Origin of the sequence: Nonomuraea roseoviolacea subsp. carminata, from assembly GCF_024172185.1 — a bacterium.
Classification (GTDB): Bacteria; Actinomycetota; Actinomycetes; order Streptosporangiales; family Streptosporangiaceae; genus Nonomuraea; species Nonomuraea roseoviolacea.
The window spans coordinates 906,988-925,831 of the sequence record NZ_JAMZEC010000001.1 but is presented as its reverse complement, the minus strand read 5'-3'; the positions used below and the strand labels follow the sequence as shown (position 1 = coordinate 925,831).

Here is an 18,844-nt window from a genome sequence, read left to right as displayed (position 1 = left end):
CCGAGGGCGGCGACGGCCGGAGCGGCGGCGGCCGGAGCGGCGACCGTCAGAGCGGCGGCGGGTCGAAGTCCATGTCGACGCGCCCGCCCGCCAGGATCTCCCGGCGGTGGTCAGAGGAGGTGTCGTCGAGCCTGAGCCGGCCGCGCATCTCGGCGTCCAGGCGGGCGGCCTCCTCCAGCTCCCCCGTCGCCCGCAGGTCCAGGACGAGGTTGTGGGTGGCGGAGAACGTGATGTAGTGGTCGCGGTCGAAGTGCGTGGCCAGGTCGCCCAGGACCTGCCGGCCGAGATCCCTGGCCGCGGCGTGCTCGCCGAGCACGGACAGATCGCTGGCGAGGTTGATGGCGCAGCTCAGCACGTAGTCGTGCTTGGGGCCGAGGCGCCGCAGCAGGGCCTCGCGCACCTCCTCGTTCAGCGCCCGCGCCTCGTCCGGCCGGCCCCGCAGCCGGTGCAGCAGGGCCAGGTTGAGCCGGCAGCCGTGCGTGTAGGGATGCCCCGCACCGTAGACCTCGGCGTACCTGGAGGCCGTCTCCTTCGTCAGGCGGAAGGCGTCCTCCAGCTCGCCCATCCGGCGCAGGACGTTGGCCAGGTTGACGGCGGCGGCCAGGGTGTCGGGGTTGCGCATGCCGAACAGGGCGCTCAGCCGGCTGTGGGTGAGCTCCGCCAGCTCGCGCGCCTCGGCGAGGTCGCCCCGCATCCGCAGGGCGATGGACAGGTCCTTGCCCGCCTTCAGCGTCAGCGGGTGGTCGGGGCTCAGCTCGGTGCGCCCGTAGTCGTACGCCTCCGCGCCGATGTCGCAGGCGTCGGAGAAGTCGCCGCACAGCCGCACCACCCGCGCCAGGCCGGTCATCGTGTTGAGGATGTCCCAGCGGCTCGCCCCGCCGGAGCCGCTCGTCTGCTCCAGGTAGGTGTGCTCGTGCTCCTTGCGCGCGGTCGTGTAGTCGCTGGTGAGGGCGTAGTCGAGCGCGAGGTTGCCGATCACGCGCAGCGTGCGCGGATCGTCCTTGCCGAAGACCTTCTCGTGGAGTTCGCGGGAGTTCGCGTCCTCCTCGGCGGCCTGACCGAAGTCTCCGCTGGCGCGCAGGTTCGCGCCGAAGTTGTTGATGACGCCCAGCGTCTCCTCGTGCTCGGGGCCGAGCGTGCGGCGCATGAGACTCAGCGTCTCCTCGTTCAGCCGGTACGAGGTGTCGTACTCGCCGAGCTGCCACAGCACGTTGCCGAGGTGCCGGCGGACGGCCAGCACGTCGGGGTCGTCCGGCCCCGAGTTCTGCGTCCACTTCTCCAGCAGTTGCTCGGCGATGTCGCGGGCGGTGCGGTAGTCGCCCCGCCGGTAGAGGTAGCGCATGACCTTGATGGCGAACGCGCGGACCTCGTCGTCCTCGCAGTCGGCCACCAGCGAGGGCCGCAGGTGACCCACGAGCTCGGCCCAACGGGGCCAGGTGGTGTTGTCGTCGGGGTCGCGCGGGGCGCCGTTGGCCAGCAGCCGGTGGACGACGTGCCGGGTCGCGGCCTGCTCCGTCGCGTCCAGATCGTCGCGGAGCAGCGCCTGGATCAGCCGGTGGACCTGGAGGGTGCGGCTGTCGGAGTCGATGCGGGCCAGCGCGAAGCGGTTGAGCTCGCCGATCGCCTTGCTCAGCTCGATGGGGCTGGACAGCAGCTCGCTCAGGCCGGCCGGGAGAGGGCCGCCGCCCGGGCGGAACACGTCGCGCGGGATGGGCTCCGGGCCGAAGAACGCGCAGCAGCGCAGGATGTCGATGGCTTCGGGACGGCGGGCCTGCAGGTGGGTCACCGACAGCCGCCAGGCGGCCGTCATGGACGTCGGGTACTCGGTCGGCCGGCCCACGGCCAGCAGCTCGCGGGTGTTCTTCTCGAGCTGCGTCAGGTATTCGTCCACGGAGATCGCGGTCTGCGTCATCAGCGAGCTGGCCTGCTCCAGCGCGAGGGGGAGATCGCCCAGGGCGTCGGCGACCCGCTCGGCGTCGGCGAGGCCGATCCTGGGCAGGCGCTTGGTCAGGAACTCGACACTCTCCTCGCGGGCGAACACGTCCACCGACACGGTCTCGGCCGCGGTGTCCCAGCGGGTGTTGCGCGAGGTGATGAGGACGTGGCCGTTGGCGGGGATGTAGCCCTTGATGGACTCCGGCTGGTCGGCGTTGTCGAAGACCAGCAGCCACCGGCCGTACGGGTCGCCGCGCTCCAGCGCCTCGCGAACCGCCTCCGCCGACTCGTCCACGCCCACCGTGTCGGCGTGGGCGACGCCGAGGCGCGGCGCGAGCGCCGCCAGCGCCGGGGGAACCAGCGCCTTCTGGTCGGCCGTGATCCACCAGACCACGTCGTACTCGCCCCGGTAGCGCCAGCAGTACTCGATGGCGAGCTGCGTCTTGCCCACGCCGCCGAGGCCGTGCAGCGCCTGCGGGAGCGGGACGACGGCGGTCACCTCGCCGATGCTGCGCCTGATCTGCGCCAGTAACTCCTCGCGGCCGGTGAAGTTGCGGTTGCGCGGCGGCACCTTGCCCCAGACCTCGGGAGCCCGCTCCGGCGTCGTGACGTTGCCCACCGAGACCATCTGGAACCTCCCGCATGTGGAAGATTGTTTTCCGCTACCGCGATCCTAAAGGTTGAATAGCATGGCGTCGCGTCACAGAATCGCATATAGCGATGAAACGATCGCGAGGGAGCGATCATCTCCATTTATCGGTCAGATATCAGGTCACGTATCACCGGATAACGGGTGACCGAATACGGCGCCCGGACCGCCCACAGGGAGAAACGCATGAGCGAAGAGTCGTTCGGAACGGCTGTTCTCATCGATGTCTCGGATCTGCCCCTCGACGATCTTCCCGCTCTCGGCAACGCCAGGCTGAGGCGGGCGCTCGAACAACTGGTCGCGAGGAACGGGGAGGCGGTCGCCGCGTTCAACTCCGCGATGTGAGCGGAGGCGGCACCTGGGTGAGCGATGGCGGAGATCGCGTGGCGGGACGGTGAATGGGATCGGCTGGTCGATCAGTTGAGCAAGGGTGACTGCGTGCCTTTCGTCGGGGCCGGCGCCGGTGCCGGCGTCCTCCCGGACGCGACGAAGCTGAGCCGGCGGCTGGCCGAGAAGTACAAGTACCCCTACGACCGGCCGGGCGATCTCATCGAGGTCACCGACTACCTCGTGTGGTGGTTCGGCGGCGACGTCCCGTACGTGAAGTCGCTGATCTGCGAGGAGATCCGGGCGGGGGCGGACGGCCTGGACGCGGTGCTGGAGCCGTACGCCCTCCTGGCTGAGCTCCCTCTGCCGATCTTCATCACCACCAATTATGATGATCTCTTGCTCAAAGCGTTGACCCGCGCCGGCAAAAAGCCAAATGTCGCCATTTGTCCGTGGCATGACCAGATCAATCACAGCCAGGAGCTGCTCAGCAGCGAGGCGGGCTGGAATCCGCGCCCCGATTCTCCGCTGATCTACCACCTCCACGGCAGCATGCGCCAGCCGCAGTCGATCGTCCTGACCAACGACGACTACGAGGAGTTCATCACCAGCCTGGTGGCCGACCGCGAGATCATACCGCCCGTCATCCGCGCCGCCCTGACGACGAGATCGCTGCTGTTCATCGGTTACGGAATGCGCGACATGACATTCCGCACCATCTTCAACGGCCTGCAACGGGTGCTGCCGGGAATGGTCCGGCGGCGTCACGTCAGCGTTCAGCTCCCGCCGTCCGTGAACCCGTCGGGAGGTGATGCGGGGCCATCGATGATGCAATATCAAGCGGCTCGCTTCGATAAATGGCGTATTTCCATCTACTGGGGGACAATCGACGAATTCACGGGGGAGCTCCGGCGGCGATTGGGACGACATGATGACACCCCGCAGCAGAGCTGAGCAGCAGGGAGGGCCGTACGTGGGGCCGCGCGCGTTCCGGCCCGAGGACCGTCACGTCTTCTTCGGGCGGGCCAGGGAGGCGCGCGAGCTGGCCGACCACTGGCAGGCCAATTCGCTGACCTTCCTGAGCGGCCCCGCCGGCGCGGGGAAGACCTCGCTGCTCCAGGCCGGTGTGCTGCCGCTGCTCGATCCGGACGTCGTGGACGCGCTGCCCGTCGGGCGCGTGTCGTCCGGCACGCGGGTCCCGGTCGCGCTGCGGGGCGGGTCCAACCCGTACGTCTTCGCCGTGCTCTCGTCCTGGCTGCCGTACGAGGCGCCGTCCGGGCTCTCCGACGTGACCATCTCCGGCTTCCTGGCGCGGCGGCGCGTCCGCCACGACCAGTACGGCGACCCGATGCCCACGCTCGTCGCGGTCGACGGCGCCGAGGCGCTGCTGGCCGCCGGCCGTGACCCGGCGGCGAGCGATGATCTGTTCGCCCAGCTCGCCACCGCGCTGGAGGGCGACCGCGACCTGCGCGCGCTCGTCGTGGTGCGCGAGGACGCGCTGCCGATGCTGAGAAGCCGGCGGGAGAAGGTCTTCCGGCGCGCGGTCGAGTACGCCGTCGAGGCGCTCGAACCGGCCGCGGCCACGGCCGCCGTCCGCGGCCCGGCGAGGACGGCCGGACGCCCCTTCGCGCGGGGCGCGGCGGAGAGGCTCGTGGAGGATCTGCTGACCGTCCGGCGGGTCAGCCCCCTGGGCGACGAGACGGAGGAGCGGCTGCCCCTGGTCGAGCCGTTGCAGCTCCAGGTGGTGTGCTCCGCGCTGTGGGAGGCCCTGCCGCCGGACGCCTCCGTCGTCACCGCCGGGCACGTGCGGGACCTCGGCGACGTCGCCCGGTCCCTGGCCGACTTCTACGACGGCGTGATCGACGAGGTCGCCCGCGACGCCTACCACGGCGAGACGGAGCGGCTGCGGGCGCGGCTGCGCGAGGCGTTCGTGGACGAGAAGGGCGGCCGCAAGGACGTGGTGGCCGGTTCGGCGGAGAGCGCCGGGCTGCCGGACGCGGTGATCAGGGCGCTGGCCGGGCGCCATGTGCTCCGGCTGGAGGAGCGGCTCCAGGGCGGGAGCCGCTGGCGGCTCTCCCACGACCACCTCGTACGGGCGCTCACGCGCGGCGAGGAGAGCCGTGCGCCGGCCGGGCGGGTGGACCCGGCGGAGTACCGGCGGCTGGCGGAGGCCGCCCTGCGGGAGGGCTACCTGGAACGCGCCCGCGACCACGCGCGCACGGCGCTGCGTCACAGCGGGCCCGACCAGCGTCTGCGGGCGGACCTGGAGCAACTGCTCGCCGACATCGCCTACCGCGGCGACGACCTCGACACCGCCGTGGACCACTACGGACGGGCCTCCGTCCTGCTCCAGTCGCTGCCGGGCGCGGAGGGGCAGGTCGCCGGGGTGCTGACGGCCATCAGCCAGATCAAGATGGCGCAGGGACGGTTCGAGTCGGCGCTGCGCGACCTGGAGGCCGCCGCGCTGCGCCGTCCCGACGACGCGGGCATCAGGGTCGAGCTGGCCTGGGTGATGTGGTGCTCCGGGCACGTGAACGGCGCCGTGGACATGCTGGACACCGTGCTCGCCGAGGAGGGCGACGAGCGGCGGGCGCTGCGCGCGCGAGGCGAGATCATGGCCGACCTCGGCCGCCCGACGGCGGCGCTGCGCGACCTCGGGCGCCTGGACTGGGGCTACTCGCCGTCCGCGCGGACGGCTTACGCGCTGGCCCTGGCGCTGGAGGGACGGGTGGACGAGGCGCTGGACCTCGTGCCCCCCATCGAGCACGAGACGAGCGTGACCGTGCTGCTCCGGGTCGCCCGGATCCGCGACGCGGCGGGACGGCGGGACGACGTCGCGAGCCTGGCCCGCCGCGCCCTGGAGGACGGCGTGCGGCCGCCGCTCCCGCGGCCGCTGGTCGAGGTGGCGGAGCGCCTGGTCCGGGGCTAAATCAGCGATCCCATAATCAACAAAGGTTTCCCGTGCATTAGCATTCAGCGGTGAGTCCTGACCCGTTACCGCCGGGACCCGACGAAACTCACTCCATGGTTCCTGCCGGTATAAAGGGTAAGGTGAGGAGACGAGGACCGCTGGCGGTTCTTGTCGCTTATCCCGGTTTCCGGAGGCTTTGGCTGGGTTCGGCCGTATCCATGGCCGGCACTCGGGCGCTCGGCGTCGTCTATCCGTTGCTCGCGGTTCTGGACGGGCGTTCCGTCGTGTGGGCGGGATGGGTGGTGTTCGCCTGGACGGTGCCGACGCTGCTCTACATTCCGGCCGGCGCCCTGGTCGACCGGTGGGATCCACGCCTGGTGCTGAGGTGGAGCGAGGTCCTGCGGGCGGTGGCGATCGCGAGCGTCGTCCTGGCCCTCATGTGGGGGCGGCTCGACGTGTGGCACCTGCTCGCCGTCGCATTCTTCGAGGCCGCGTTCTCGGTCTTTTCCTCGCTCGCCGAAACCGCTCTTATTTCGGCCATAGTCCGCAAAAAGGATATAGGGAACGCAATGGCCGTCCATGAGAGCAGCGTGCACATCGCGGTGCTCACCGGACGCCCTCTCGGCGGCCTTTTGTTCGGCTGGCTGCCCGCCGCACCGCTCGTCGCCAACCTCGTCCTGATCGGCGGCTTTCTCACGGCACTGCGCGGGCTCGGCGGGTCGTTCACCTCCCGCGACCGGGCGCCGCTGCTCCAGGAGATCCGCCGGGGCATCACCGTCGTACGCGGCGACGCCTTCCTGCGGGTGGCCACGTGGCTGACCGCCGCCACGAACATGATCTTCCAGGCGCTCGTCATCGTCTTCATCGCCTCGGGCGTGGACCACGGCACCTCCCCGCTCGTCACGGGACTGGTGCTGGCCGCGAGCGGGGTGGGCGGGCTCATCGGCTCACTCGTCGCGCCGCGGCGCGGCCGGGTCGCCTCGTGGCTCGCCGGCTGGACGGCCCGCAGGCCCCTCGTCGGCAAGGTGACCGACCACGCCGGGCTGACCCGGCGGGGGCGCTCCACGCTCGTGCTGCACGCCTGGCTGTGGGTGCTGTCGCTGGCGCTGATCGCTTTCACCAACGCCCCGGTGTTCTTCGCGGCCGGGCTGGTCGTCATGGGCGCGGCCGGCGGGCTCAGCAACGTGACCATCAAGACGGTGACGAGCCGCAGCCACCCCGACCTCATCGCCCGCGTCACCGGCTTCTCCCGGCTGGTGAGCTACGGGGCGTCCGCGGCCGGCCCGCTGTTCGGCAGCGTCCTGCTCATGGTCCTCGGCGTCCACCTGACCGTGTTCGCGCTGCTGGGTCTCACGCTGCTGATCGCCTCGCTCGTCACGTGGGTGCGCCGGCTGCGCGGCAGCCTGTCCCCCCGCTGGGAGGCCGGGCCGGGGTCCGCGGGCGCCGCGGAGCCCTCGACGTCTCGCGGTGGCGCCAAGGACACCATGTACGAGCCGCAGCAGGTCACCGTCTGAGCTCCGCGGCCGGTAGCCTGGCCCCGCCCTGGACACGTACGAGGGGGAGGCCCCGATGGCTCCGAACATCGCGACCGCGCGCCGCGTCGATCTGCCCGACCTGCTGGAGTTCCTGCGCCCCAGGCACCACGGGCTGCTGGCGACCACCCGTGCCGACGGGCGGCCCCAGCTCTCGCCCGTGAGCTGCGGGGTCGACGGCGAGGGCCGGATCGTGGTGTCCACCTATCCGGAACGCGCCAAGGCCCGCAACGCGCGGCGTGACGAGCGGACGTCCATCTGCGTGCTGTCCGACGACTGGAACGGCCCGTACGTGCAGGTGGACGGGCGGGCCGAGGTGCTGGACATGCCCGAGGCGCTGGACGCGCTGGTCGACTACTACCGGTGCATCGCGGGCGAGCACCCCGACTGGGACGAGTACCGGGCGGCGATGGCGCGGCAGGGCAAGTCGCTCATCCGGCTGCACATCGAGCGCTGGGGGCCGATCTCGACGGGCGGGTTCCCGGCCCGGCTGGTCGCGGACGACTGACCTCGGAGACGCTCCTGTTTCGCCGCCCGCCCGCCCGAGGGAAGCGGGCGGCGAAGCGGGTCAGCCGGCAGCGATGTCGTTGGCCGCCACGTACCCGAACGTCATGGCCGGCCCCAGGGTCGAGCCCGCCCCCGCGTAGCTGTGTCCCATGACGGCGCCGCTCGCGTTGCCCGCCGCGTACAGGCCAGCGATGACCGACCCGTCGGCCCGCAGCACGCGCGCCCGCGCGTCCGTCCGCATGCCGCCCTTGGTGCCCAGGTCACCAGGGACGATCTTGAACGCGTAGAACGGCGGCAGCCACAGCGGCGCCAGGCACGGGTTCGGCCGGACGAACGGGTCGGCGTAGTAGCGGTCGTAGACGCTGTCGCCGCGGTGGAAGTCGGCGTCGCTGCCGGTGACCGCGAACCCGTTGAACCGGTTGACCGTCGCGCGCAGCGCCGCCTGCGGGACGCCGATCTTCTGGGCGAGCAGCTCGACGGTCGCCGCCTTGAACACGGCCCCGCTGTCGTACCAGGAGTCGGGGAACGGCAGCAGCGGCGCGATGTCCTTGAACAGGTACTTGTTGCGGTAGTTCTGGTCCACGATCAGCCAGGCCGGGATGTGCGGCGACGACGGCGTGTTGCGGTCGTACATGACGTGCACGACGTCGCTGTACGGCGCGCCCTCGTTGACGAAGCGCTCGCCCTTGCCGTTGACCAGGATGCAGCCGGGCAGGGTCCGCTCGGCCAGGCAGAAGTACGGCTCGTCGGGCAGCGGGATCGCCGGGCCCCACCAGGCGTCCTCCATGAGGTCGAGCGCGGCGCCGGCGCGCTCGCCGGCCCGGATGCCGTCGCCGGTGTTGGACGCGGCGCCGACGGTCCAGTCGGTGCCGATGGGCTGGCGCTGGAACTCCGCGCGCATCGCGGCGCTGTGCTCGAACCCGCCGGAGCCGACGATGACGCCGCGGCGGGCCTTGACCGACGTCTGCGTGCCCTCGCGGCTGACGAGCACGCCGGTGGCGCGGCCGTTCTCGATGCGCAGGTCCACGAGCGGGGTGTTGAGCCAGACCGGGACGCCGGCCGCGAGCAGCCCGGCGCGCAGCCCGCCGGCCAGGGCCTGGCCCATGGTGAGGGGCTTCTCGCCGCGCAGGGCGGCGGCGGTGCCGCGGGCCAGGCAGGCGGCGCTGACCTCCAGGCCCTTGGGGTTGACGGCGGCCAGCGTCAGCCACTTGTAGTCGGCGCTGAAGACGACCAGGCCGGCCGGGGTGGGGATGTAGGAGGGGTTGAGGCGGGCCAGCTCGGCGCCGAGGATGTGGCCGTCGAGCTGGTCGGGCTCGATGGAGCGGCCGTTCGGCATGCCGCCGGGGTACTCGGGATAGTAGTCGGCGTACCCCTCCATGAAGCGGAAGCGCAGCGGGCTGTTGCGCAGGACGAACGAGATCATCGCCGGGCCGTTGGCGAGGAACGCCTGCTGCCGCGCGGCGGGCACCGTGTCGCCCACGACGCGGGCGAGGTAGGCGGCGGCCTTGGCCGGGGTGTCGGGCACGCCGGCGGCCAGGATGACCTCGTTGTTGGGGATCCAGATGCCGGCGCCGGAGCGCGCGGCGGATCCGCCGAAGACGGGGGCCTTCTCGACGACGACCACGCTGAGGCCCCGCTTGGCGGCGGTCAGCGCGGCGGTCATGCCGGCGGCGCCGGCTCCCACGACGACGACGTCGTACTCCGCCTCCGCGCGGGCGGGGGAGGGGTGGCCGAGGGTGGCGCCGGCGACCAGCGCGCCGCCGGCCAGGGCGGCGCCCCGCAGCAGCGTGCGGCGGCTGGGCGCGGGGAGCGCCGGCGGTCCGGGGGTGATGGGCTGGGGGGTGGGGTCCGTGCTGGACTCGGGCATGCTGGATCCGATCCCTTCCACGTGCGTGCGCCGCTACGGCGGAGAGCTCGCCGGCGGCAGCCGGAGGAACAACCGCGATGGCACCTCGCGCCCGGTGCGAACGCTACGGACGAGCTGGGGATGTGGCCCCCGTCACAGCATGAAGCATGCGCTTGGTTGGTTCGGCTGTCAACACGAAGCGCGTGCCGTCCCCGGTGACACGTCCGCCGCTCCGGGCGTCCGACAATGGGACATGCGCAAATACGTGATCATGGGTGTGCAGGGGAGCGGCAAGGGCACCCAGAGCAAGCTGCTCGCCGGCGACCTGGACCTCACCCACATCAACGTGGGCGACATCTTCCGGTGGCACGTCAAGCAGCACACCAAGCTCGGCGCCCAGGTCCGCCGCATCGTCGCCGCGGGCGAGCTGGTCGGCGACGACCTGGTCGAGGACGTCGTCCGCGAACGCCTCCAGCAGCACGACTGGAACTACGGATTCGTCGTGGACGGGTTCCCGCGCAACCGGCGGCAGGCGGAGTTCTTCCTGGAGAGCTACGACATCGACGGCGTGATCCACCTGGACCTGCCCGACGCGGAGGTGCGGCGGCGCGTGCTGGCCCGGCGCCTGTGCTCCCGCTGCGGCATGGACTACAACCTCATCGCCCACCGCCCCGAGGTCGAGGGCCGCTGCGACGTGTGCGGCGGCGAGCTGGTCGCCCGCGAGGACGACACGCCGGAGGCGCTGGCCGTGCGGCTGCGCGACTACCACGACAAGACGGACCCGGTGCTGGAGCTGTTCCGCGGCAAGGAGTACGTCACGACCGTGGACGCCCGGGGGGAGAAGGCCGCCATCCAGAGCACCATCCGCGAGCGCCTGGGCCTGCCGCCGTACCACCCGTGACCACGTGACCGCCCGCGCGGTGGCGCGACGTGACCGCCCGTGGCCACCCGTGCGGTGGCGCCGCCGCCTCGTGGCCGGGCAGTCCGGCCCGGCCTCCCGGGGCCGCTTCGGTCGGCGCCGCCGCCTCCGCGGCCCTCGGAGGGCCTCAGCGGACCTCGGCGGGGCCGCCCAGCTCCGCCACGTCCCTGGCGGCGTCGCCCAGGAGCTTGTCGGCCAGGTCCATCAGGGCCCGGCCCGCGGCCAGCTCGTCGCCGATCTCGGGCACCGGACGGTCCGCCGGGTTGCGCCGGGCCAGCCCCACGCTCTCGTGCCAGGGCGTGCCGGTCGCCGACAGGACGGCGCGGGCGAGCGTCCGCTCGTCGCCCTCGTCCTCGCTGATGTAGATCTGCACGGTCCATTGCTTGGCGTTCATCGCCGCCTCCTCGCCTCTCGCCGGGCGTTCCCCCTCCCTGCGAGGCGTGCCCGGCGCGGGCCCGTCGAATCACGCCTGGTAGAGGCCGCGGTGGGCGATCACCCATCGGGATGCCGTTCGGCCCGGCCGGACGGGACCAAGGGCCCTGCCCTCCGGCCGCCTGCCCGCGATGCGATGGGAGCGGACAGGGAGGCAGACCATGATCATCGTAGGTGTCGACGGCTCCGCGCCCGCGCGCGCCGCCGTGGAGTGGGCGGCGGACGACGCCCTCCGGATGCACGAGCCGCTGCGCATCGTCCACGCCGTGGACCGCTCGCCGTACCAGATCGCGAAGTTCCCCACCGCCGAGTGGCCCGACGCGCTCATCCGCGGCGGCGAGAAGGCCCTGGCCGAGGCGCTCGCCGTGGCGCACGAGCGCCAGCCGTCCGTCGAGGCGACCACGCGGATGCTCGAAGGCTCCCCGGCGCAGGTCCTCCGGGACGAGGGGCAGGACGCCGCGGAGATCGTCGTCGGCAGCCGCGGGCTCGGCGGGTTCGCCGGCGCGCTGCTCGGCTCGACCGGCGTCAACGTCGCGGGCCGGGCGCCCTGCCCCGTCGTCGTGGTGCGCGGCGAGACCGGCCGGCGGCACGGCGTCGTCACGGTCGGCGTGGACGACACGTCCTCGTGCGAGCCCGCCCTGCCGTACGCCTTCGAGCAGGCCAGGCTGCGCGGCAGCGCCCTGCGCGCCGTGTTCGCCTGGGACATGCCCGTGTACGCGTTCGCGCCCGGCCCGCACGACATGGACGCGATCCGCCAGGCCGCGTGCGAGGTCATCGACGAGCACCTCGAACGGTACAAGAAGGAATACCCGCAGGTCAGCGTCACCGAGGAGGTCCGCGCCTCGCACCCCGTGGACGCGCTGCGCCGGGCGTCGGCCGAGAGCGACCTGGTGGTGGTCGGCTCGCACGGCCAGGGCGCCCTGGCGTCGATGTTCCTCGGCTCGGTGAGCCGCGGCGTCCTGCACCACGCGCAGTGCCCCGTGGCGGTCGTGCGCGCCCGCTGAGGGTCCGTGGTCCGTACGGGCCCGGGGCCAAAGGCCCGAAGAGACGGGACGTCGGCCGGTGACGCGGAGCGGCCCCGCGCAGCAAGGTGAGAGGCGAAAGCGAGGTGGCACCCATGTCCATCACCGTGAAGGACGTCATGGGCCGCATGGCCGTCGCCGTCCGGGAGGACGCGTCGTTCTCCGACATCATCACCGCCATGAGGCTGGGCGGCGTGGGCGCGGTCACGGTGATCGACGCCGACCGGCGGCCGGTCGGCGTCGTGTCGGAGGACGACCTGCTGCTCAAGGAGGCGGGCGACGGGCGGACCGGCCTCCCCTTCCTCGGGGCCGCCCGCCGGCGGCGGGAGCACGAGAAGGCGGCCGGCGCGACGGCGGCGCAGCTCATGACCGCGCCGGCCGTCACGGTCACCCCCGGGACGCCGGTGCGCGACGCGGCCCGGTCGATGCGCGACCGGCGGATCAAGCAGCTTCCCGTCATCGACCCGGTGACCGGCCGTGTGATCGGCGCGCTCCACCAGCGCGACGTCCTGGCGGTCTTCACCCGGCCTGCCGCCGAGCTGGAGGCCGACGTGCTGGCCGCGCTGCCGGACCCGGCGGACGCCGGCGGGGAGCTCTCCGTCGAGATCGACCGCGGCGTGGTGACGATCCGGGGCCGCGTGGGCTCCGTGTCGCAGGCCGCCGCGACGGCCGAGGCACTCCGCGCCGTGGACGGCGTCGTGGACGTCGTCTCGGAGCTGGACGTCGCCCCGGAGGACCGGCTCATCGTGCCCCCGCTGCTCTAGGCCGGGGAACTCTCCCGCGCTCCGACACCAGGCGGGGCCGCGGCCGCGCATCGGCCCGCCCGCATGGCGTTCGGCCACCTCGTCGGCGGCGGGACCACCACGAGGCCCACTCCCAAGGGTCTCGCCGCCGGCTTCTTCCTGCGAGCTCGGTCCTCGATCACCCCAGGTGCCTGACCCGGACGACGCCGGGCACCGTACGGGCGAGCACGTCGGCGACGTGCTCGGCGAGCACGTCACCGGGCCCGGAGGCCAGCAGCGCCCCGGACGGACCGGCGCCGGCGGACGGGCGCGACTCGGGGGCCGGGCGCAGCTCGGCGACGCCGTCGTGCACGGCCACCTCCCAGAACGGGCCGTGCGGGTAGTGCTCACGCAGCGCGGCCGCCACCTCCGCGCGCAGCTCATCGTCGGGACGGGCCAGCATGCGCATCAGGTCGCGCCGGCTGACCATGCCGACCACGCGGTGGCCGGCCAGCACCGGCAGGCTCTTGACCTGCTTGCCCACCATGAGATCGACGGCGGCGGTCACGTCGGCCGTCTCGCTGACCGTGACCACCGCGTGGGTCATGACCTGCCACACGAGCGCGGGCGGCGGGCCCTCACCGCCGGGCACGGGCCGGGCACTGGCGCGCGGGTCCGGCGGGAACTCGCCGCGCAGCAGGTCCAGCTCGGACACCACGCCCACCAGCCGCCCGGCGTCGTCGAGGACGGGGGCGGCGGTGATGTCGTGCTCGTACAGCACGCGGACGGCCTGGCGGATCGACGTGGTGCGGCCGACCGTCACGACCGGGCTCGACATGACCTCCCGGACCAGCATGGCTTCCCACCCTCCTCGCCGGCGGCGCAGGGCGGGGGCGATGGGCCGTCACCTCCGCCTGAGGCTTGATTACCCTCCTGAACAGCGAAGACCCCCCTTCCTCCGGACGACCGCGACATCGCGGGGCAGAGGCGCCGCCGGGCCGAAAGTCCCGGCGGGTGGGGCTGGAAGGTCCCGGCGGACCGGACCTTACGGCTCTGCCCCGGAGGCGGCCGGTCCGATGTCATGGAGATGCAAAGAGAACCTCCTGAACCGGCAAGGAAGGGGGCCGTCATGGCCACCACGCTCCCCAGCACCGCCCCCCGCGCTCACACGGCCGAGACGGCGCACCGTCCCGTCGACTACGTCTGGGCGATCGCCCGGATCAGCCTCGGCTGGGTGTTCCTGTGGGCGTTCCTCGACAAGACGTTCGGCTGGGGCTTCGCCACCCCCGCCGCGAAGGCCTGGATCGCGGGTGGCAGCCCGACGACCGGCTTCCTCAAGGGCACCGGTGAGAACGCGCTCGGCGGGGTGTTCTCGGCGCTGGCCGGCCAGGTCTGGGTGGACTGGCTGTTCATGGCCGGCCTGCTCGGCGTCGGCCTGGCCCTCACGCTCGGCGTGGGCATGCGGATCGCGGCCGTCAGCGGCGGCCTGATGCTGGTGCTCATGTGGGCCGCGGAGCTGCCCCTCGCCACCAACCCCTTCATGGACGACCACATCGTCTACACGATCGTCCTGGCCGGTCTGGCCCTGTCGGGCGCCGGCGCCACCCTCGGCCTGGGCAACCTGCCGGTCGTCCGGCGGCACCCGATCCTCAAGTAGCCCGGCCCTCAAGGCTCAGCGCCCGCCCCGGCCCCGGGGTGGGCGTTCGCGCGTCGCTCCGCGGACCCGCCGAACAGGCTGAGCACCCCCGCCATCGCGCCCAGGTGCACGCCCTCCGCCGTCGTCCCGCCCTGGACGTCCCGCACGTCGCTGTTCAGCGCCTCCACCAGGAACGGCTCGGAGGCGCCCGGCCGGACCCGGGCCAGCACCCCGGCGTGGACCACCGCGCTCAGCGTCGAGCCGTGGCAGGTGCGGGCCAGGTAGTAGTCCACGGTGCGCGCGGCGGCGGCCGGGTCCCAGGCGTATCCGAGGCCGGTGAGCAGCCGGGTCAGCTCCTCCTCGCCCAGCACGTGGAACAGCATGAGCACGTCGGCCTGCTTGGACGCCTTGTAGCGGTTCGGGGTGTCGCCCTCGGCCTCCAGGATGCGGTCCAGCCGCCGGATGTCGCCGTACCCGCGCCGGTAGCGGTCCCAGTCCAGCTCCAGCAGCTCGCCGTATCCCTCGAACTGGCTGATGACGCCGTCGTGGAAGTCCACCCGCAGCCCGTGCGCCAGCTCGGCGAAGCGGTCCAGGTCGGCGGCGGTGAGGCCGCCCGCGTCTGCGACGGCGGGGGTCTCCAGCACGCGGCGCATCAGCCAGGCCGTCATCACGTTGGTGTAGGCGTTGTTGTCGATGCCCGGCTCGGCGCGGTCCGGGTAGCCGTCGTGGTACTCGTCCGGGCCCATCACGCCGCGGATCGCGTACCGGTCGCCCTCCCGTACGGCCAGCGCCGCGAACAGGCGCGCCACCTCCGCCATCAGCTCGCCCCCGAACCCCGCGAGGAACGCGGCGTCCCGCGTCACCCGGTGGTGCCGCCACGCGTTGACGGCGACGGCCAGGCCGACGTGGCGCTGCAGGTGGGAGTTGTCCGGCAGCCAGCGGCCCGAGCGGGGGTTGTGGTGCAGGTCCGGCGTCTCCTCGCGGCCGTCGCTGCCGCTCTGCCACGGGAACATCGCCCCGGCGCGCCCCTCCCGCGCCGCGGCCCGGCGGGCGGCGGGCAGGCGCCGCCACCGGTACTTCAGCAACGCCTCGGCGACGCCGGGGAAGCGCGGCGCCAGGTACGGGAAGACGAACAGCTCGTCCCAGAACACGTGTCCCCGGTACGCCTCGCCGTGCAGGCCCCGGGCGGGCAGGCCCACGTCCAGGTCGGCGACGTGCGGCGAGGCCGTCTGCAGCAGGTGGAAGGCGTACAGGTTGAGGGTCTGCCGCACCTCGGCGTCCCCGCTCTCGACGCGGGCCCGCGCCCAGAGCCGCTCCCACGCGCCGGCGTGCCGCTCCAGCAGCTCCTCGAAGCCGGGCGCGCGCAGGGCCGCCGCGCGGGCCGCCTCGGCGGGGGCGCCGATGGCGCGGTCGCGGGAGGTGTGGACGGCCACGATCTTCTCCACCCGCACGGCCTCGCCGGCGTGCGCGTGGAGGGTCAGCACGTCGGCCGCCCACGCCCGCCGGGTGAGCGCGGCGCGGCGCGCGCCCGGATGGCCGGGCGCCGTCGTGCGGGCCGCGAGCGCGATCTCCACCCGTGACGTCGCGGTACGGGCCAGCAGCTCGACGATCCCGTCCGCGGAGGAGTGGGCGGCGAGCGGCACCAGGTGGCGGCCGTTCAGCTCGCGGTAGCGGGCGACGCCCGCGTTGACCACCCGCCCGTCGAGCGCCGCGCGGATCTCCAGGAGCCCGTCCCAGTCCTCGGGGGTGACGGTGACGGACAGCGCGGCCAGGTGCGGGTCGTCCATGGACACCAGCCGCCGCTCCTCCACCGCGGTCGTGCGCCCGTCGCCGTCGCGCACCCGTACCAGTCGGGTCAGGACGCCGCGCCGCAGGTCGAGCCGCCGCCGGCAGCTCAGGATCCGGACGTCGCCACCGGGCGCGAACCACTCGCCGCCCACGGGGCGGAATGTCAGGGGCAGCCAGTTGGGGACGTTGACGATGTCCTCGTTCGTCACGGTACGGCCGGCGACGTGCGACTCCAGCCGGTCGTAGCAGCCCGCCAGGTACGTGCCGGGGTAGTGGACGCCGTCGGCCTCCGCCTCGGCCGCGGCGCCCCGGGTGGCGACGTACCCGTTGCCCAGCGTGGTCAGCGCCTCCCGCAGCCCTTCGGCGGCCGGGTCGAACCCGTCGTAGGCCAGCACCCAGGGATCCATGACCGGTCTTCTACCCTCTCGCCCATCCCCCAGGCAGGGGCGCGTCGTCGCCGGCCGGAGGGGTAGGGGACGAGGGAGCGCGGGCTCGCGGAGAGCGGGGAGAGCGTCATGAGCGGGGTGATCGTCGCCGGGACGGACGGTTCGGCGGGCGCCGCCGCGGCCGTGCGGTGGGCTGCCGACGACGCGTCGCGGCGCGGGCTGCGCGTGCACCTGGTCCACGCCGTGCCCGCGGGCGTCTCCGGGACCGAGGAGGGGGAGCGGGTGCTCGCCGAGGCCGCCCGGGTCGCCGCCCGGTACGCGGGCGCCTCCGCCGTGACCACCGAACTGGCCGAGGGGCGGCCGGACGAGGTGCTGCGCGAGCGCGCCACCGGGGCCGCCGAGGTGGTGGTGGGGAGCCACGGGGCGGGCGTGGCGCCGGGCACGCTGGTGGGGTCGGTGCCGCTGCGGGTCGCGGGGCACGTGGCCGGCGCGGTCGTGGTGGCCCGCTGCCCGCAGGCGCCGGACTCCGGCGGCATGGGGTTCGACGATCCGTACGGCATCGCGTTCGGCGATCTGGGCGGCGGGCAGGTCGGGCGGATCGTCGTGGGCGCCGGTGACGAGCGGGCGGGCGAGGCGGGGGAGGGGGACCGCGCGCTGGAGTTCGCGTTCGAGCAGGCCCGGCTGCACCGCCGCCCGCTGCTGGTCGTCCACGCCCGCCCTGAGCACGCCACCACGCGACGGCCGCCCGGACGCGGGCCGCTCACCGGGACGGGCGCGGGTGGCCGCTCCCCGGAAGCGCAAACCGTGGACGTCGAGGAGTGGCACGGGGAGGAGCGGCTCGCGGGCCCGCGGGAGCGCTACCCGGACGTGACGGTCACCTGCGAGGTCACCCGCTGCCCGCCCGTGCCGGCCCTGGTGGCCGCCTCCACCCGGGCGGCGCTGCTCGTCGTCGGGTCCAGGGGGGTGGGGCCGGTCGGGTCGCTGCTCCTGGGCTCGGTCAGCCGGAGCGTCCTCCACCACGCCCGCTGCACCGTCGCCGTGGTCCGCTGACCGCCCGGCGCGGGGTCAGGGGACCTCGTAGGTGATGCCGTGCCGGGCGGCGACCTGGTTGAGCTTCACCGGGTCGAAGGCGCCGTCGGTCGTGACCGCCGGTCCGGCCTCGACCAGGTCCTCCACGTAGCACTCCCATCCGCCGGGCGAGGAGATCTGGATGACCCGGGGCGGCGGCGACGACCCCTTGCGCAGGGCGTGCGGCACCCCGTGCGGCAGCAGCACGAACCCGCCCTTGCCCAGTCGCTCGACCCGGTCGTCGAACTCCACCTCCAGCACACCGTCGAGCACGTAGACGCACTCGTCGGCCTCATGGTGGACGTGCCGCGGGATGTCCCGGGCGAGGGTCGTCTCCAGCAGCGACAGCCGCCCCTCGGTGTCCTCGGTGCGCGCCTTCACGGAGAACGCGGGAGGGACGCGGATGCGGCCGGGCCGGGCCTCGCCGGGTTCGAGCAGGATGAAACGGTCCTTCGACATGGGGGTATCCCTTCGCGCCGCGAGTGCCGCGAGCTCCGCGGCATGTGGAACAATGGACGACATAAGCGGAATCCGGAATCCGGATTCCGTAAACGACTCTAGCCAGAGGACGGGCCCCGATGTCAACACCGCCGCCCCGCCGCAAGCCGCGCACCGACGCCGAGCGCAACCGCGCCCGCGTCCTGGAGGCGGCGCGGGCGCTGTTCGCCGAGCACGGCCAGGAGGTGCAGATGACGGAGGTGGCGCGGGTCGCCGAAGTCGGCATCGGCACCCTCTACCGGCACTTCCCGACCCGTCAGGCGCTCATCGAGGCCGCCGCCGAGAGCCGGTCGGCCGAGCTGCTGGAGCACGCGCGGGCACACTGTCTCGGCGAGGCCGACCCGGCCCGGGCGCTGGCCCTCTTCGTGGCGCACGTCGGCGAGGTGCTGACCGCCGACCGCGGCATGTCGCAGGCCATCGAGGCCGTGGTGGGCACCACCGAACCGCAGGGACGGACGGGGGAGGCGCTCAGGGACGTCGCCCGCGAGCTGGTCGAACGGGGAAAGGCCGCGGGTGCGTTCCGGGCGGACGCCGCGGCCTCGGACGTCAACATGATCGTCTGCGGTCTCGCGTCGGTCATCCGCAACGAGGCCGGCGACTGGCGCCGCTTCGCCGAGATCGCCCTCGACGGCCTCAAGCCCCGCTGAGGCGACCGATGACCGGTAC

17 protein-coding genes are annotated in these 18,844 nt (G+C 73.3%); 11 read left to right on the top strand and 6 right to left on the bottom strand.

Annotated features, from left to right (window positions below):
- Window positions 1–46: 46 nt before the first annotated feature.
- The gene (gene fxsT, locus HD595_RS04250; protein WP_253765778.1) at window positions 47–2,563 is read right to left on the bottom strand and encodes an FxSxx-COOH system tetratricopeptide repeat protein; all 2,517 of its coding nucleotides are present in this window, start codon (window positions 2,561–2,563) and stop codon (window positions 47–49) included.
- Between the two features lie 207 nt (window positions 2,564–2,770).
- Between fxsT and fxsA the strand changes: the two genes are divergently transcribed.
- The 5 genes from fxsA to HD595_RS04225 all read left to right on the top strand — a co-directional run bounded on the left by fxsA (window position 2,771) and on the right by HD595_RS04225 (window position 7,862).
- Window positions 2,771–2,929 (top strand): FxSxx-COOH cyclophane-containing RiPP peptide, encoded by a 159-nt coding sequence (fxsA, locus tag HD595_RS04245; RefSeq protein ID WP_253765776.1) that lies wholly within the window; start codon window positions 2,771–2,773, stop codon window positions 2,927–2,929.
- A 24-nt stretch (window positions 2,930–2,953) separates the two neighbouring features.
- Entirely contained in the window at window positions 2,954–3,865 is a 912-nt protein-coding gene (locus tag HD595_RS04240) for an SIR2 family NAD-dependent protein deacylase (protein WP_253765774.1), read from the top strand.
- A 19-nt stretch (window positions 3,866–3,884) separates the two neighbouring features.
- Window positions 3,885–5,840 carry a tetratricopeptide repeat protein gene (locus HD595_RS46590; RefSeq protein ID WP_253765772.1) on the top strand — a complete coding sequence of 652 codons (1,956 nt, stop codon included), beginning with the start codon at window positions 3,885–3,887 and terminating at the stop codon, window positions 5,838–5,840.
- Between the two features lie 95 nt (window positions 5,841–5,935).
- On the top strand, window positions 5,936–7,336 hold the full coding sequence (locus tag HD595_RS04230; protein ID WP_301309441.1) for an MFS transporter: 1,401 nt from the start codon (window positions 5,936–5,938) through the stop codon (window positions 7,334–7,336).
- Between the two features lie 55 nt (window positions 7,337–7,391).
- The gene (locus HD595_RS04225) at window positions 7,392–7,862 is read left to right on the top strand and encodes a PPOX class F420-dependent oxidoreductase (RefSeq protein ID WP_253765768.1); all 471 of its coding nucleotides are present in this window, start codon (window positions 7,392–7,394) and stop codon (window positions 7,860–7,862) included.
- A 60-nt stretch (window positions 7,863–7,922) separates the two neighbouring features.
- Here HD595_RS04225 and kstD read toward each other — a convergent pair whose 3' ends face one another.
- Window positions 7,923–9,728, bottom strand: a complete 1,806-nt coding sequence (gene kstD, locus HD595_RS04220) for a 3-oxosteroid 1-dehydrogenase (RefSeq protein ID WP_301309440.1) — start codon at window positions 9,726–9,728, stop codon at window positions 7,923–7,925.
- 232 nt (window positions 9,729–9,960) lie between these two features.
- Between kstD and HD595_RS04215 the strand changes: the two genes are divergently transcribed.
- On the top strand, window positions 9,961–10,608 hold the full coding sequence (locus HD595_RS04215) for an adenylate kinase family protein (RefSeq protein WP_253765766.1): 648 nt from the start codon (window positions 9,961–9,963) through the stop codon (window positions 10,606–10,608).
- A gap of 145 nt (window positions 10,609–10,753) precedes the next feature.
- Here the strand turns inward: HD595_RS04215 and HD595_RS04210 are convergent, their stop codons facing one another.
- Window positions 10,754–11,020 (bottom strand): DUF1876 domain-containing protein, encoded by a 267-nt coding sequence (locus HD595_RS04210; RefSeq protein WP_175589096.1) that lies wholly within the window; start codon window positions 11,018–11,020, stop codon window positions 10,754–10,756.
- A gap of 199 nt (window positions 11,021–11,219) precedes the next feature.
- On the opposite strand from HD595_RS04210, the gene HD595_RS04205 reads away from it, so the two are divergent.
- Window positions 11,220–12,062 (top strand): universal stress protein, encoded by an 843-nt coding sequence (locus tag HD595_RS04205; protein WP_253765764.1) that lies wholly within the window; start codon window positions 11,220–11,222, stop codon window positions 12,060–12,062.
- 113 nt (window positions 12,063–12,175) lie between these two features.
- Window positions 12,176–12,844, top strand: a complete 669-nt coding sequence (locus HD595_RS04200) for a CBS domain-containing protein (protein ID WP_253765762.1) — start codon at window positions 12,176–12,178, stop codon at window positions 12,842–12,844.
- A gap of 157 nt (window positions 12,845–13,001) precedes the next feature.
- Here the strand turns inward: HD595_RS04200 and HD595_RS04195 are convergent, their stop codons facing one another.
- The gene (locus HD595_RS04195; protein ID WP_253765760.1) at window positions 13,002–13,658 is read right to left on the bottom strand and encodes a CBS domain-containing protein; all 657 of its coding nucleotides are present in this window, start codon (window positions 13,656–13,658) and stop codon (window positions 13,002–13,004) included.
- A 273-nt stretch (window positions 13,659–13,931) separates the two neighbouring features.
- On the opposite strand from HD595_RS04195, the gene HD595_RS04190 reads away from it, so the two are divergent.
- Window positions 13,932–14,459, top strand: a complete 528-nt coding sequence (locus HD595_RS04190; protein WP_253765758.1) for a hypothetical protein — start codon at window positions 13,932–13,934, stop codon at window positions 14,457–14,459.
- Window positions 14,460–14,467: 8 nt separating this feature from the next.
- On the opposite strand, the gene HD595_RS04185 is transcribed toward HD595_RS04190, so the two are convergent.
- On the bottom strand, window positions 14,468–16,633 hold the full coding sequence (locus HD595_RS04185) for a glycoside hydrolase family 65 protein (protein WP_253765757.1): 2,166 nt from the start codon (window positions 16,631–16,633) through the stop codon (window positions 14,468–14,470).
- Window positions 16,634–16,741: 108 nt separating this feature from the next.
- Between HD595_RS04185 and HD595_RS04180 the strand changes: the two genes are divergently transcribed.
- Window positions 16,742–17,662 carry a universal stress protein gene (locus HD595_RS04180; RefSeq protein WP_253765755.1) on the top strand — a complete coding sequence of 307 codons (921 nt, stop codon included), beginning with the start codon at window positions 16,742–16,744 and terminating at the stop codon, window positions 17,660–17,662.
- A 15-nt stretch (window positions 17,663–17,677) separates the two neighbouring features.
- Here HD595_RS04180 and HD595_RS04175 read toward each other — a convergent pair whose 3' ends face one another.
- The gene (locus HD595_RS04175; RefSeq protein ID WP_253765753.1) at window positions 17,678–18,139 is read right to left on the bottom strand and encodes a cupin domain-containing protein; all 462 of its coding nucleotides are present in this window, start codon (window positions 18,137–18,139) and stop codon (window positions 17,678–17,680) included.
- Between the two features lie 119 nt (window positions 18,140–18,258).
- Here HD595_RS04175 and HD595_RS04170 point away from each other — a divergent pair, with 119 nt between their 5' ends.
- Window positions 18,259–18,825, top strand: a complete 567-nt coding sequence (locus tag HD595_RS04170; protein ID WP_253765752.1) for a TetR/AcrR family transcriptional regulator — start codon at window positions 18,259–18,261, stop codon at window positions 18,823–18,825.
- Window positions 18,826–18,844: the final 19 nt, after the last annotated feature.